General features: G+C 71.8%; 12 protein-coding genes. 7 read left to right on the top strand and 5 right to left on the bottom strand.

All coding sequences use genetic code 11. From position 1 onward, the window contains the following. The first annotated feature begins 12 nt into the window (after window positions 1–12). Genes OG254_RS45390 through OG254_RS45380 form a run of 3 tightly spaced genes read left to right on the top strand, consistent with a single transcriptional unit; the run spans window position 13 to window position 3318 of the window. A complete protein-coding gene (locus OG254_RS45390; RefSeq protein ID WP_405593609.1) occupies window positions 13–1134 on the top strand; it encodes a glycosyltransferase family 2 protein in 1122 nt (373 codons plus the stop codon). Between the two features lie 5 nt (window positions 1135–1139). Further along, complete coding sequence (locus OG254_RS45385; protein ID WP_405593608.1) at window positions 1140–1913, top strand: class I SAM-dependent methyltransferase; 774 nt, start codon at window positions 1140–1142, stop codon at window positions 1911–1913. Between the two features lie 52 nt (window positions 1914–1965). Continuing rightward, window positions 1966–3318 carry a hypothetical protein gene (locus OG254_RS45380; protein WP_405593607.1) on the top strand — a complete coding sequence of 451 codons (1353 nt, stop codon included), beginning with the start codon at window positions 1966–1968 and terminating at the stop codon, window positions 3316–3318. 31 nt (window positions 3319–3349) lie between these two features. Here OG254_RS45380 and OG254_RS45375 read toward each other — a convergent pair whose 3' ends face one another. After that, window positions 3350–5077 (bottom strand): GAF domain-containing protein, encoded by a 1728-nt coding sequence (locus OG254_RS45375; RefSeq protein ID WP_405593606.1) that lies wholly within the window; start codon window positions 5075–5077, stop codon window positions 3350–3352. A gap of 387 nt (window positions 5078–5464) precedes the next feature. On the opposite strand from OG254_RS45375, the gene OG254_RS45370 reads away from it, so the two are divergent. Next, window positions 5465–5929 (top strand): pyridoxamine 5'-phosphate oxidase family protein, encoded by a 465-nt coding sequence (locus tag OG254_RS45370; RefSeq protein ID WP_405593605.1) that lies wholly within the window; start codon window positions 5465–5467, stop codon window positions 5927–5929. A gap of 23 nt (window positions 5930–5952) precedes the next feature. On the opposite strand, the gene OG254_RS45365 is transcribed toward OG254_RS45370, so the two are convergent. Both OG254_RS45365 and OG254_RS45360 read right to left on the bottom strand, forming a co-directional pair. Beyond that, a complete protein-coding gene (locus OG254_RS45365; RefSeq protein ID WP_405593604.1) occupies window positions 5953–7026 on the bottom strand; it encodes a zinc-dependent alcohol dehydrogenase family protein in 1074 nt (357 codons plus the stop codon). A gap of 258 nt (window positions 7027–7284) precedes the next feature. Further along, on the bottom strand, window positions 7285–8202 hold the full coding sequence (locus tag OG254_RS45360) for a universal stress protein (protein WP_405593603.1): 918 nt from the start codon (window positions 8200–8202) through the stop codon (window positions 7285–7287). 250 nt (window positions 8203–8452) lie between these two features. On the opposite strand from OG254_RS45360, the gene OG254_RS45355 reads away from it, so the two are divergent. From OG254_RS45355 to OG254_RS45345, 3 genes are all read left to right on the top strand, one after another. Further along, window positions 8453–10186, top strand: coding sequence for a SulP family inorganic anion transporter (locus OG254_RS45355; protein ID WP_405593602.1), 1734 nt, complete (start codon window positions 8453–8455; stop codon window positions 10184–10186). A gap of 151 nt (window positions 10187–10337) precedes the next feature. Next, window positions 10338–10799: a cyclic nucleotide-binding domain-containing protein gene (locus OG254_RS45350; RefSeq protein ID WP_405593601.1), complete on the top strand. Its 462-nt coding sequence runs from the start codon at window positions 10338–10340 to the stop codon at window positions 10797–10799. Between the two features lie 246 nt (window positions 10800–11045). Continuing rightward, window positions 11046–11747 (top strand): response regulator, encoded by a 702-nt coding sequence (locus OG254_RS45345; protein ID WP_405593600.1) that lies wholly within the window; start codon window positions 11046–11048, stop codon window positions 11745–11747. A 24-nt stretch (window positions 11748–11771) separates the two neighbouring features. Here OG254_RS45345 and OG254_RS45340 read toward each other — a convergent pair whose 3' ends face one another. Then, the gene (locus tag OG254_RS45340) at window positions 11772–13028 is read right to left on the bottom strand and encodes an MFS transporter (RefSeq protein WP_405593598.1); all 1257 of its coding nucleotides are present in this window, start codon (window positions 13026–13028) and stop codon (window positions 11772–11774) included. Continuing rightward, a complete protein-coding gene (locus OG254_RS45335) occupies window positions 13025–14158 on the bottom strand; it encodes a PLP-dependent cysteine synthase family protein (RefSeq protein ID WP_405593597.1) in 1134 nt (377 codons plus the stop codon). Before OG254_RS45335 ends, OG254_RS45340 begins: the two co-directional genes overlap by 4 nt. Window positions 14159–14173 lie beyond the last annotated feature (15 nt).

Genomic DNA, 14173 nt, shown 5'->3' with positions numbered 1-14173 from the left:
GAGAGGAGCGGCATGCGCACCGACGCCGAACCGCACCAAGCACACGACACACCCGACCTGTATCGCGCGCTCGCCCTGGGTGACTACGTGCTGGGCCGGACCCCCCTGCACATCGCGGCCCGCGCCACCGGCTTCCCGGCGGACGAGATTCTGCGCCTGGTGCGCTCACGCGTCGACGTCCCGCCGGACGAGGCATCCGACCTACCCGGACCGCAGGTGCCGCTGCTGTCGGTGGTCGTCCCGGTCTTCAACAACGCCACCACCCTGCGCGAGCTCCACCGTCGGCTGCGCGGGGCGCTCACCCCGATCGGCACCTTCGAGATCCTGTTCGTCGACGACGGAAGCAGCGACGGGTCGGCCGACATCATCGGCGAACTCCACCGCGAGGACCCGTCGGTCCGGCTGCTCCGGCTGTCGCGGAACTTCGGCCAGCAGGCGGCCCTGAGCGCCGGACTGGACGTCGCCCGCGGTACGGCGGTCGTCATGCTGGACGCCGATCTCCAGGACCCGCCCGAGCTGATCGGCGACCTCGTCGAACGCTGGCGGGCCGGCCACGAGGTCGTCTACATGGTCCGCAGGACCCGCAAGGAAGGTCCCCTCAAGCGTCTGTCCTACGCGGTCTTCTACCGGGTCTTCCGGTACCTCGCGGACATCGAAGTTCCCCTGGCCAGCGGGGACTTCGCGCTGCTCGACCGCAAGGTCGTGGCCGTGCTGCGCTCGATGCCGGAGCGCAGCAGGTTCCTGCGCGGCCTGCGCAGTTGGTCGGGGTTCCGGCAGGCTGCCGTCGAGTACGACCGCGCCGCTCGGCCGTCCGGCGAGTCCCAGTACACCCTGCGCCGGCTGGCCAAACTCGCCGCGGACGGGCTGCTCGGGTTCTCCAGCGTCCCGCTGCGGCTGGTCTCCTCCGTGGGCCTCGCCACCGCCGCGGCCGGAGCGGTGATGGTGACCCTGGTGCTGCTGGCCCGGCTCAGCGCGCTGTCGCTGCCCGTGGGCTGGACCTCCACCATCTCCGTGATCCTCCTGGTCGGCGGAGCCCAGCTGACCACCATCGGCATGGTCGGCGCCTACATCGCGCGGATCTACCACGAGGTCAAGAAGCGCCCCTTGTACATCGTCATGGAACGGCTGGGGTGACGGCCATGGACACCTCGATGTACCACGCATTCGCCGCTGTGGAGAGCCGGCACTGGTGGTTCCAGGGGCGCAGGCGGATCGTCGCCGGGCTGCTGCGCGACCACCTGGACGACCGTCGCCCCGCGAGGCCCGGTGGCCTGAACATCCTCGACGTCGGGTCGGGGACGGGCGAAATGGTGGAGATGCTCCGCGAGTTCGGGACCGTCACTGCGCTCGACAGCTCGCCGCACGCCATCGACTACCTGCGACAGCGGCTGCCCGAGGGCGTTTCGGCCCGTCACGGCAGCATCCCCGAGGATCTGCCGCGAGACGAGACGTTCGATCTGGTCACCGCCTTCGACGTGGTCGAGCACCTCGAAGACGACCTCGGGGCGCTGCGCGCGTTCCGCCAAGTACTGCCCACGGGTGGCCGGATGGCGCTCACCGTCCCCGCCCACCAGATGCTGTGGAGCCATCACGATGTCTACGCCGGGCACTTCAGGCGCTACAGCCGCGCCCGGCTGAGTGACCTGGTGCACCGGGCCGGCGGCTTCCAGGTGGAACGCCTCGCCCACTTCAACTCGCTGCTGTTCCTGCCGGCGCTCGCGGCCAGGACTGCGGGCCGCTGGCGACGACGTGTGGCACCCCCCGTGGCCGAGCAGGTCGATCCCCATCTCGCCGTCCCCGCACCGCTGGTGAACCGGTTCCTGCTCGGTGTCTTCTCCTCCGAGGCACACCTGCTGTCGCACGTCGATCCGCCGTTCGGCGTCTCGCTCGTCGCGTTGTGCCGCGCCTGCTGAGCGGCCCCGGCGCGCCGGCCCCTGCCGTCCCCTCCCCGAATCGAGTCAATACATGACGTCCAGTCAGGAAATCGCAACGCCTACGGACGAGGCGGTGAAGGCGCCGTCGTCCGTCGCGGGCTGGTGGGCGCGACACCGGTCCTCGATCCTCGCCGTCGCCACGATCGCCGTCGTCGCCCTGATCGCCCGGTTCGCCTTCCTGGACCACAAGTCCGAGGACTACGCGGACTTCTACCGGCGCTGGTACCTGTTCATCGAGAACAACGGCGGCTACGGCGCACTCCGGCACCAGTTCTCCAACTACAACGTCCCCTACCTCTATCTGCTCGCGACGACCGTGTGGCTGAAGATCCCGCCGCTGGTCGCGGTCAAGCTGATTCCGATCGCCTTCGACGTCCTGCTCGGCTGGTACGCGTACCGGATCACCAGGCTCCGGTACCCCACGGGCCGGATCCCGCTCGCCGCGGCGCTCGTGGTCGTGCTGCTCCCGACGGTCGTGCTGAACAGCTCGATGTGGGGGCAATGCGACTCCGGTTATGCCGCCCTGGCGATCGGCGGGCTGTACCACCTCATGCGGGGCAGGTCGTGGACGGCGTGCGCCCTGTTCGGTGCCGCGTTCGCCTTCAAGCTCCAGGCCGTCTTCCTGTTCCCGGTCCTGCTGCTGATGGTGCTGCGCGGCCGGCTCGCCTGGCCCTGCCTGCTCGCCGTTCCGGGCATGTACCTGCTGCTCGACGTCCCGGCGCTGCTGCTGGGCGCCGCTCCGGGACCGCTGCTCTCCGTCTACCTCGATCAGGCGTCGCTGCTGCACGGGGAGTTCATCGCGACAGCGCCCAACGCCTTCCAGTACCTCACCACGACGAGCCAGGGCCTTCAGACCCTGGGGGTCGTGCTCACGGGGGTGTCGGTGCTCGGCCTGGCCGGCGCGGCTGCGGTGCGGCGCCCCGACCTGACTCACCTCCAGCTGGTCCTGGCGGCCGCGGTGTCGGCGCTGCTGGTGCCGTTCCTGCTGCCGAACATGCACGAGCGGTACTTCTACCTCGCCGACGTGCTGACGGTGATCGCCGCGTTCTGGCTGCCCCGCAAGCTCTGGTTCGCGCCGGTCCTGACCCAGTTCGCCTCCCTGTTCGCCTACATCCCGTTCCTGTTGCTGCCGTACCGGCTCCGTGACCTCACCGGGAATCCGGATGTCGTGGACGGATCCGGCTTCGCCGTTCCCGCGCCGGGGCCCGGCTGGCTGGCGTCGGCGCTACGCCTCGGCCCCAGCCCGCGGGAAGTGCTGGGCAAGCTCTTCGAACCCGTGATCAGCTATCAGGTGCTCGCCACGGCGGTACTGATCGCGTTGCTCGGAACGATCGCGGTGGCCGCCCGGGAGTTCCGGGTCCGCCAGGATGCGCCACACGGCTGACGCGTCAGTCGTTCACGCCGTCCGACGAGGTCTACTCGACCGGCACCGGCACCCGCCACGCCAAGGTGCTACCGCCGCCGTCGGGACTGCTCAGCTCCAGTTCGCCGCCCAAGTGCCGCGCCCTCTCGGCCATGTTGCGCAGCCCGCTGCGACGACCGCCGGCCGGGATGCCGACGCCGTTGTCGCTGACGGTGAGGCGGACCTGGCCGGAGTCGGCGGTGAGGGCGACGTCGGCACGGTCGGCGTGGGCGTGACGGGCGATGTTGGTGAGGGCCTCGGACAGTACGGCGATCACGTGGTCGGCGATCTCGCGCGGCACCTGCGTGTCCACCAGGCCCTCCATCCGCACGCTGGGCGCGAACCCCAGCACCGGCGCCGCCTCACCGGCGATCCGCACCACGCGGGCCCGCAGCCCCGCCCCGGTGGCGCCCTCGCGCGAGCGCAGGCCGAAGATCGTCGACCTGATGATCTTGATCGTCTCGTCGAGGTCGTCGACCGCACGCACGACGCGCTCGGAGGCCTCGGGGTGCTCGATGAAACGGCCCGCGCTCTGCAGGGTCATCCCGGTGGCGAACAGCCGCTGGATCGCCAGATCGTGCAGATCGCGGGCGATGCGGTCGCGGTCCTTGAGGACGGCGACCTCCGCGGCGTCCTGGCGACGCTCCGCGAGTTCCATGGCGACGGCGGCCTGCGCCGCGAAGCCCTGGAGCGGCTCGATCTCCTTGCCGGTGAACACCGTCTCCCCCGCCCCCCGGACCAGCAGGACGACGCCGCGTACGCCGCCCTCGCCCGTGCCGACGGGAACGGCGACTGCGGGGCCGAGGCCGGTGAAACGCGGGGGTCCTGCTGACACCCGGTCGACATGGGAGACGTCCGGGCTGGTGACCGGAGCTGCCGTCGAGAACGCCTCGCCGATCAGGCCGCGGTCCACGGGCAGCACCAGCCCGCGCAGTGATTCCCCCTCCGGCCCGATGGCGAGTTCCACAGCGAGCGAGTCGGTGTCCTCCATCGGCATCGCGACCATGGCCAGGGCCGCGCCCGTGATCTCCCGGGCGCGGTCGGCGATCAGTCCGAGGACCTCACCGCGCTCGGCGCCGGACATCAGGCTGTGGGTGATCTCGGCGGTCGCCCGCAACCAGCGCTCCCGCAGCCGGGACTCCTCGTAGAGACGGGCGTTGTCGATGGCGACGCCGGCCGCCACCGCGAGGGTCGACGTCACCGCGACGTCCTCCTCGTCGAACTGCGCCCCGCCCCGCTTCTCGGTGAGGTACAGATTGCCGAAGACCTGGTCGCGCACCCGGATGGGGACGCCGAGGAAGGTGTTCATCGGCGGATGGTTCGGCGGGAAGCCGTACGAGGCCGGATGCTCGGAGATCTTGGCCAGGCGCAGCGGCTCGGGGTGGTGGATGAGCTCGCCGAGGATGCCGTGGCCCTCCGGATAGTGTCCGATCCTGGCGATCTGGTCCTCGGCGACCCCGACGGTGTGGAAGCCGGACAGCCGCCTGCCGTCGGGTCCGATCACCCCGAGGGCGGCGTACTCGGCGTCGACCAGCACCGCGGCGGCCTCGACGATGCTGTGCAGGGCCTGCTCCAGGTCCAGCTCCCGGCCGACGGAGAGCACCGCCTCCAGCAGGCTGTGCACCCGGTCGCGTGTGCCACGGGCCGCGTCCAGCCGCGCCTGGAGCTCCTCCAGCAGTTCGTCCAGCCTCAGCTGCGGCAGCCGTTTGCGGGCCTCCCGGGGTTCCTCGGGGCTTCCCACCTGCGTCTCCTCCGGTCCCGTGGGCGACCGGGCACCGGCCGCTGAGGACACTGATCACGCTACCGGCCCGCGGCACGCGACGGTACGGAAATCGGCCCCGGCGGGGCCACGGTCCGACGGTTGCGCTTGGCGGTCGCGGCTTGCCGCTGTAGATGTGGCGCCTCACGCACGCCGGCGCAGCACGGCCGAGCCGCTGGACGACGAGGTTGCGAACCTGGCCGATATCTCACGGCTGGGCCGTCCGGCCCGTCATCGGGGACCATCGGCCCTTCCGCCCGGCGGTGACCCGAGAGATGGTGGAGGCAGGAGCGGCACCGATCCCCCGCGGTGTCGCTCCGTGCCTTTGCAGACCCGGTCACCGAACAAGCACCCCGACGGAAGCCCGCCATGGTCCACGACGACAGCAGGCCGGCCCCCGCAGGACCGCGCCACCGCATCGAGCTCGACGGCGCCGAGGCGCTGCGGCTACTGGGCAGCGTGTCCCTCGGGAGGATTGTCTTCACCCGGCACGCCCTGCCGACCGTGCGCCCGGTCAACCATGTCCTGGACGGCGGGGACATCGTCATCCGCACCCACGAGGGCGCCGCCCTGACCTCACACGCTCAGCGGGGAGGCCATCCGGGTGTCGTCGTCGCCTACGAGGCGGATGCCATCGACCCGCGGACGCATCTCGGCTGGAGTGTGGTGGTCACCGGTTATGCCCGGCTGGTGACCGACCCCGACGACCTCGCCCGCTGCCGGACGCTGGTGCAGCCATGGGTGGACCAGGCGATGGACCAGGCGGTCCGCATTCGGCCGGACCTGGTCACGGGCATCCTGCTCACCAGGGACGACCGCTCGGGCGTGGCCTGACCCACGTGCGCCGCGTCCCCTCGTCAGACCGCGCTCACGGCGACGACCTCCTGGTGCCGCTCCTCGCCCAGTACGACCTTCAGGGCGCCGGTGTCGGCGGCACCCCCGAAGACGTCGTACGCCTCCTCCATCAGGTCCAGCGGGAAGGTATGGGTGACCAGCTGCGAGGTGGGCAGCCGTCCGGCGGCCGTCATGCGCAGAAGAGCCGGCGTGGAGTAGGTGTCGACCAGGCCGGTGGTGATCGTGATGTTCTTGATCCACAGGTCTTCGAGGTGCAGGGTCGCCGGGGCGCCGTGCACGCCGATGTTGGCGACGTGCCCGCCGGGCCGGACCATGCGGGTGCACAGTTCGAAGGTCTCCGGTATGCCCACTGCCTCGATGACGACGTCCGCGCCGAGCCCGTCGGTGAGGTCGGCGACCAGTTGCTCCGGCCCCTCGCGGGCGTCGGCCACCGCGTCGGCGCCCAGCTGCCGGGCGGCCTCCAGTCGGGCGGGAGCCAGGTCCACGGCGACGATCCGTTCGGGCGAGAAGAGCCCGGCGGTGGCGATGGCCGCCAGTCCGATCGGGCCGGCACCGACCACGACGACGCTGTCACCGGGCCGGACGTGCCCGTTGAGCACGCCCACCTCGTAGGAGGTCGGCAGAATGTCGGCCAGCAGAACGGCGTCCTTGCTGTCCATGGCCCCCGGCAGCGGGTGCACGGACAGGTCCGCGTACGGCACCCGGACGTACTCGGCCTGTGTCCCGTCGATCAGATGGCCGAGAATCCAGCCGCCCCCGCCCCGGCACTGGCCGTACGTGCCCTGACGGCAGTAGGCGCAGCGCCCGCACGCGGTGATGCAGGAGACCAGGACCCGATCCCCCGGCCGCACGGTCCGCACGTCGCTGCCGACCTCGACGACCTCACCGACCGCCTCGTGCCCCAGCACGGTGCCGGGCTGCACCTCGGGCACGTCGCCCTTGAGAATGTGCAGGTCCGTGCCGCAAATGGTGACGACCCCGACGCGCACGATGGCGTCGGTGGGCTCCTTGATGGCCGGATCCGGAACCTCTTCCCAGGCGGACTGCCCGGGACCGTGGAACACATAGCCCTTCATGACGCTCCTCACCCCACTCGACGTGCGCGGGGCCCGGGTCCGACGGCGAGGTCGCACAATCGGCACACGCCCGGCGGGACCCCTGTGGCGGAATTGCCCCGCAAGTCCAGCTTGACGCGGATGTGTGCGGGCTGCTTGGGCCGGACGGGGCATGCCTCGTAGAACTGGTCAGGTATCCGGGTTCATCGGAGCGGTGCGCTGCGCGTACTCCTCCAGCGGCTCCGCCGCCGGCATGGTTCAACTCCTCCCATTCTCCCGTCAGTTGTGCGGTACGACCGCGACCGGCACCACGGCGTCGTGCAGCACGGCGTGCGTGACGGGGCCGATGTGGGCGACGAACGGGCGGTGGCGGACCCGGCGGCCGACGACGACCAGCGAGGCTTCGCGGGAGGCGTCGACGAGGTGGCTGCCGGGGGTGCCGTAGTGGGACTCCTCGGTGACCTCGACGTCCGGGAACTTCCTGCGCCACGGGTGCATGACCTCGGCCAGGGCCGTGGCCTCGCGCAGGGCCAGGGATCCATGGAGTTCGAGGTCTGCGGACAGGCCGTACGCGTAGTACGGGGGCGGGTTCCAGCCGTGCACGACCCGCAGGGAGGTGTCTCGGCGGGAGGCGGCGGCGAACGCGAACTCGATCAGCTCCCGGTCCGGGCTCGCGAGGTCGAGGCCGAGGACGACGGGCCGGTACGCGGTCGCGGCGGACGGGATGCCGACGGGATCGGTCTCGTGCTCGTCGGCGGCCTGTTCGTCGGCGCGGACCAGGACGACCGGCCGCTCCACCCGGCCCACGACCGAGAGTCCGACCGAGCCGACCAGGAGGCCGCCGATGCCGCTCATCCCGCGGGAGCCGAGGACCAGCAGTTCGGCGTCCTTCGCCACGTCGACCAGCGTCTCGGCGGGCCAGCCGGACAGCTGCTCGGTGATCACGTCCAGGCCGGGGTGACGTGCCCGGATGCCTTCGCCCACGTCACGCGGAATGTGCTCGGTCCAGTGCTGCCGGGTCTCGGCGCCGAGGAGCGGTGCCTGGGCCATCGGCGCCGGTCCGGGCTCCCGGACATGGACCAGCTTCAGCGGCAGCCCGAGCAACTGGGCTTCGCGGGCCGCCCACTCGGCCGCCGCACGGCTCTCGCGCGAGCCGTCGAGACCAGCGGTGACGCTGAGAGTGACAGTGCGGGTCATGACTCCACCTCCTGATACGAGGTCCGATCCGAGCGTCGTACTTCGGATGCCGCGCCCGGCAGGGGCCACAGTTCCCTGCCAGGGGCCGACCGGCCCTGGGCCGTTTTCCCAAGGCGCGGCGGACGGACACCGTGGGCCGAACGGCGTGCCGGAAGGGCCCGTTGGGGTGCATGCTCGGGCGGAATCGGTTCACCTCTCGCGGCCGTGGGCACGCCGGTGGATCCTGAGGCCCGACGGAGAAGGGTGGCTGATGGAGCAGGGCAAGGGCGGGCACGTTCACGTTCCGCAGTGGCGTCGCCTGGTGCCGGGAGCCGTCGCCCTCCTCGGCTACCGGCGCTCCTGGCTGAGGGGCGACATCCTGGCCGGCGTCACCGTGGCGGCGTATCTCGTCCCCCAGGTCATGGCGTACGCGGGCGTGGCCGGGCTGCCGCCGGTCGCCGGACTCTGGGCGATCCTGCCCGCGCTCGCCCTCTACGCGCTGTTCGGGTCCTCGCGCCTGCTCTCGGTCGGCCCGGAGTCCACGACCGCGCTGATGACGGCCACGGTGGTCGGCCCGCTCGCCGCCGGCGACCCCGACCGGTACGCCACCTTGGCGGTCACCCTCGCGGTCACGGTCGGCATGTTGTGCCTGGTCGCGCGGGCGGTACGGCTCGGCTTCCTCGCGGACCTGCTCTCCCGCCCGGTGCTGATCGGCTACCTGGCGGGCGTGGCGTTGATCATGATGGCGGACCAGTTGCCCAAGCTGACCGGAGTCGGGACGGCGGAGACCAAGTTCTTCCCCCAACTGTGGTCGTTCGCGGGCAACGTGCCGGACGCCGACACGGCCACCGTCGTCCTCTCCGCCGCCGCCCTCCTCCTGCTCCTCCTCATGGCGAAGTACGTCCCGGCCGTGCCCGGTCCGCTGCTCGCCGTGGTCCTCGGCACGATCGCCGTGGTGGTCTTCGACCTCGACGACCGGTACGGCATCAAGGTGATCGGCGACATCCCCTCGGGCCTGCCCGGCCTCGCCAGGCCGGACTGGACCGAGGTGCCGGGTCTCGTCCTGCCCGCCCTGGGCGTAGTCCTCGTCGCGTACACGGACTTCATCCTGACCGCGCGGGCGTTCTCCGGCCACGCGGACGACGAGGAAGGCGAGGAAGGCCCCGGGCTCGACGCCAACCAGGAGTTCCTGGCGCTGGGCGCGGCCAACCTCGGCGCCGGAGCCCTGCACGGCTTCCCCGTCAGCAGCAGCGCCAGCCGCACCGCGCTCGCCTCCTCGGCAGGCGCCCGCAGTCAGGCGTACTCGCTGGTCGCCGGGTTCGTGGTCCTCGCGGTCCTGCTCTTCCTCAGCCCCCTGCTCAGCCGCACACCGTCCGCCGTCCTCGGCGCGCTCGTCGTCTACGCCGCGATCCGCATGATCGACCTCGCGGGCTTCCGCCGACTGGCGTCCTTCCGCCGCCGCGAACTCCTGCTCGCCCTCGGCTGCCTGGTCGGCGTGCTCACCCTGGACATCCTGTACGGCGTCCTCGTCGCCGTCGGTCTGTCCGTGACCGAGCTGCTGACCCGGGTCGCCCGTCCGCACGACGCGGTCCAGGGCCTGGTGCCCGGTATCGCCGGCATGCACGACATCGACGACTACCCGACCGCCCGCACCATCCCCGGCCTGCTGGTCTACCGCTACGACTCCCCGCTCTTCTTCGCCAACGCCGAGGACTTCCACCGTCGCGCCCTGGCCGCTGTCGACGAACAGACCGCTCCCGTCCGCTGGTTCGTCCTCAACGCCGAGGCCAACGTGGAGGTCGACATCACCGCGCTGGACGCCGTCGACGAGCTGCGCCGCGAACTCGCCGAGCGCGGCGTCGTGTTCGCCCTCGCCCGCGTCAAACAGGACCTCCTCAACGACCTCCGGGCGTACGGCCTCGCGGACTCGGTGGGAGCCGACCTGATCTTTCCGACCCTGCCGACCGCCCTGGCCGCGTACCGGGAGTGGTCCAGCAGTCACTAGGCAGGGCGGCGCCGAACCGGCGCCGAACCGGCACCGGCCCGGTCGCCGGGGCCGGGTGGCCCGTCGCGAGGGGCCGGGTGGCCCTTGGTCCGCCGTGGGCGGTGGGCACACGCTGGCGGTGGAAGCCCTGTACCCCTTCGGGAGGCACGCCATGATCACCGCACCCACGCCCAGCATGTTGCGCGCCCTGCCGGCCGAACACCGGCAACGGCTCATGAGCACGGCCCGGGAGGTGTCCTTCCCGGAGGGGACGCGCCTGTTCGAGGAGGGCGGCCGCGCCGACCGGTTCTGGATCATCCGCACAGGCACCATCGAGCTCGACATGCGCGTGCCGGGCCGCCGGCCTGCCGTCATCGAGATCCTCCGGCACAACGAACTCGTCGGCTGGTCCTGGCTGTTCACCCCGCACGTCTGGCACCTGGGCGCCGAGGCGACGACCCCCGTGCGGGCGTACGAGTTCGACGCGACGGCCGTCCGCACGATGTGCCGGGAGGACCCGGCCATGGGGCACACCGTGGCCCAATGGGCCGGCGACGTGCTCGCCCATCGCCTGCGCTCCGCCCGGACCCGACTGCTGGACCTGTACGCCCCGTACGGCGCCGGGTGTCGTTGATCCGCCCAGCCGCCTGCCACCGCGAGGTCCGTCATGGGGCCGGTGAGGGTACCTCTCGCGGCCGAGTGGGGCCGGTCGGCCCTAGTGCGTCCGGGCCGGGCGAGCGATGATCGTCATCAGAAGCAGTCCGTAGCAGCAGACAGAAGCAGTTCGTGGTCTGCGATCCGTCGTCCGCCGGACGGGGCCCGCGGGGCCGCGGACCGTGAGCCGTCGGGGAACAGGAACACGGGGAACAAAGGGGTCGTCATGGCCGAGGCACGCACCTTCAGCGAGCAGGATCCCATCCGCGTGTTCCTGCTGGACGACCATGAAGTCGTACGACGAGGCATCACCGACCTCCTCGACTCCGAACCGGACATCTCGGTGGTCGGCGACGCGGACACCGTCGAGCACGCCCTCGTCCGCGGCCCGGCGCTGCGCCCGCACGTCGCCGTCCTCGACGTACGCCTCCCCGACGGCGACGGCATCACCGTCTGCCGCGAGCTGCGCAGCCAGATGCCCGAGCTGGCCTGCCTGATGCTGACCTCGTTCGACGACGAGGACGCCCTGCTCGACGCCATCATGGCCGGCGCCTCGGGCTACGTCCTCAAGCAGATCAGGGGCTCCGACCTGGTCTCGGCGGTCCGCACGGTCGCCTCGGGCCAGTCCATGCTGGACCCCGCGACCACCGCCCGCCTGATGCGCTCACTGCGCGCCGACCCCGCCGAGGCACCGACCGTCGCGCCCGAACTGGCGAGCCTGTCCCCCCGTGAGCGGGACATCCTCGCCCTGATCGGCGACGGTCTCACCAACCGCGAGATCGGCAAGAAGCTCTACCTCTCGGAGAAGACCGTCAAGAACCACATCTCCCGGCTGCTGGCCAAGCTCGGCGTCCAGCGCCGCGTCCAGGCCGCGGTACTGGCCTCCCACCTGGAGCAGCCGGACACCGGGGACCACCCCACGCGGTGAGCAGCGGCCGGGCCGCCCTGCCCGTCAGGCGGGGGCCGGCTCACGCGCTCGCGCGGCGGTGAGCCGGCCGGTGTGTGCGAGCGCGGCGACCGAGGCGGCGCAGGCGAGTCCGATGGCGGTCAGGGCCGTCCAGGTCAGCCAGAGGGCGTGATGCCGGTGGGCGACGTCCCACAGCGCGCCGGTGACGAGGTTGCCCAGCGTGATGCCCAAGCCGGAGATGGTGTTGTAGAGGCCGTAGTGCGTGGCCACCAGGCGGTTGCCGGACAGGGCGACGATGGTGTCCATCTCGAACGGGTAGACCACGGCCGACCCCGCCGCGAGCAGGACCACCGCGGCGATCAGAGAGCCCAGCATCGCCGCTGAGGAGCCGCGCGGGACGAGGGCGAGCGGCAGGAAGGCCAGCCCCATCGCGGCCAGCCCCCTCACCAGCGCCAGGTCCTGTGGCCAGCGTTTCCTCGCCCAGCCGGTCAGGCGCAACTGGCCGAGCACGGCGACCGCGGCCGAGGCGACGAACAGCCCGCTGGTGGCCGCCGTGGCGTTCGTGCCGAGGGCGTCGGCGGCCGCCAGCGGGAGAGCCAGGTAGACCTGGAAGGTCAGCACGTACGAGCCGATCATCGCGGCGGCGAAGAGCAGGAAGGGCCGGTTGGCCGCGACCGTGCGCCACTGCGTCAGCACACCCTCCCGCCGGGTGGCGTGCGCGGTGTGGTCGTGACGGGCCGGAAGGCGTCGCCACTGGAGAGCGGTGAGTCCGGCGAAGATGACGGCGGCGCTCGTGCACACGAGGCGGAAGTCGACGGCGAGCAGGGCAAGCCCGACGAGCGGCCCGAGGAGCATGCCGGCCTGGTAGTGGACGTTGAAGGCGGCGAACGCGTCCACGCGCCGTTCGCCGGCCTCGGCGGCGAGGTAGGCGCGGACTGCCGGATTGAACAGGGCGCCGGCGAATCCGGTGGCGGCGGACGCCACGATCAGGGCGGGGAGGTTGTCGACCCAGCCGAGCAGCGCGAAGCCCACGGTGCGCAGCAGGCAGCCCGCCAGGATCGGGGTCTTGTGGCCGAGGCGGTCGGCGAGGGTGCCGCCGATGAGGAACATGCCCTGCTGGGAGAAGTTGCGCACGCCCAGCACGAGTCCCACGGCCCAGGCCGCGAGGCCGACTCCGTCGGACAGGTGGGCGGCCAGGTAGGGCATGAGCATGTAGAAGGCGAGGTTGATGGCGAACTGGTTGGCCATCAGCAGCCGTACGGCCGGCGGGAAGGAGCGGGTCTGCCGCCACAGGTCCCTCATCGGGCGGCTCCCGTCGGCCCGTAGGCGTGGGCCGTCGCGAGGGGGTCGGTCACGTGGGTGCAGCGGGTCCAGCGGGTGACGATCCGTTCACCGGGGTGAGCGATCCGGTCCGGGTCGTCGGCCGGAAGGTGTCCGAGGAGCCCGTGCCCGCGGCAATAGACGTCGTCGAAGACGGTCCCTACGTACCGTTGCGGGCCGTCCGGGAAGACGGCGACGATCCTGTCCTCCGGGGGCAGGGTGCGGGTCAGCCAGCGGGCGACGAGCGCGACGGCGCCGACGCTCCAGCCGCCGGTGGCGTAGTGGTCACGGGCCAGGCGGCGCGCGGCCCACACCGCCTCCGGGGCGGCGACCCAGTGGACCTCGTCGAAGAGGTCGTAGGCGACGTTGCGGGGGTGGATGCTGGAGCCGAGTCCGCGCATCAGGCGGGGTGCGGCGGGCTGCCCGAAGATCGTCGAGCCGGTGGTGTCCACCCCGACGACCCGCAGGTGGGGGAAGAGGCCGCGCAGGACGGAGGCGATGCCGGCGGAGTGGCCGCCGGTGCCCACGGAGACGACGAGGGTGTCGACGCGGCCGAGTTGGGCGACGATCTCGTGGGCGAGCGGGGCGTAGGCGGCGACGTTGTCGGGGTTGTTGTACTGGTCGGGGCACCAGGAGTCGGCGTGGACGGCGACGAGCTCCTGGACGCGGTGCCGTCGGGCCTCTTGCCAGCCGCCGGTGGCATGGGGCGTGTCGACAAGGTCGACCTCGGCGCCGTAGGCGGTGAGCAGCCCGGTCATCAGCGGTTCCATGCCCGGGTCGGTGACGACGGTGACGGGATGGCCGAAGGTCGCCCCGGCGAGGGCCAGGCCGAGGCCGAGGGTGCCCGAGGTGGACTCCACGATCCGGGCACCGGGCAGCAACCCGCCGCGCTCGCGGGCCGCGCGGACCATGTACAGGGCGGCGCGGTCCTTGATACCGCCGGGGTTGTGACCTTCGAGCTTGACCCAGAAGCCGCGCCCGGCGGCGGTGAAGGGCTCGCCGATCCACAGCACGGGGGTGTCGCCCACCAGTCCGGCGGGTGTGTACATCGGGCGTCTGGCTTCGGCCGGCACCTGGGCCGGAGCGAGGGAGGTGGGGATGGGCTGGTTCATGACGTGCTTCTCCTG

Origin of the sequence: Streptomyces sp. NBC_01092, from assembly GCF_045039535.1 — a bacterium.
Taxonomy (GTDB): domain Bacteria; phylum Actinomycetota; class Actinomycetes; order Streptomycetales; family Streptomycetaceae; genus Streptomyces.
This window is presented reverse-complemented; position numbering and strand designations above follow the sequence as displayed.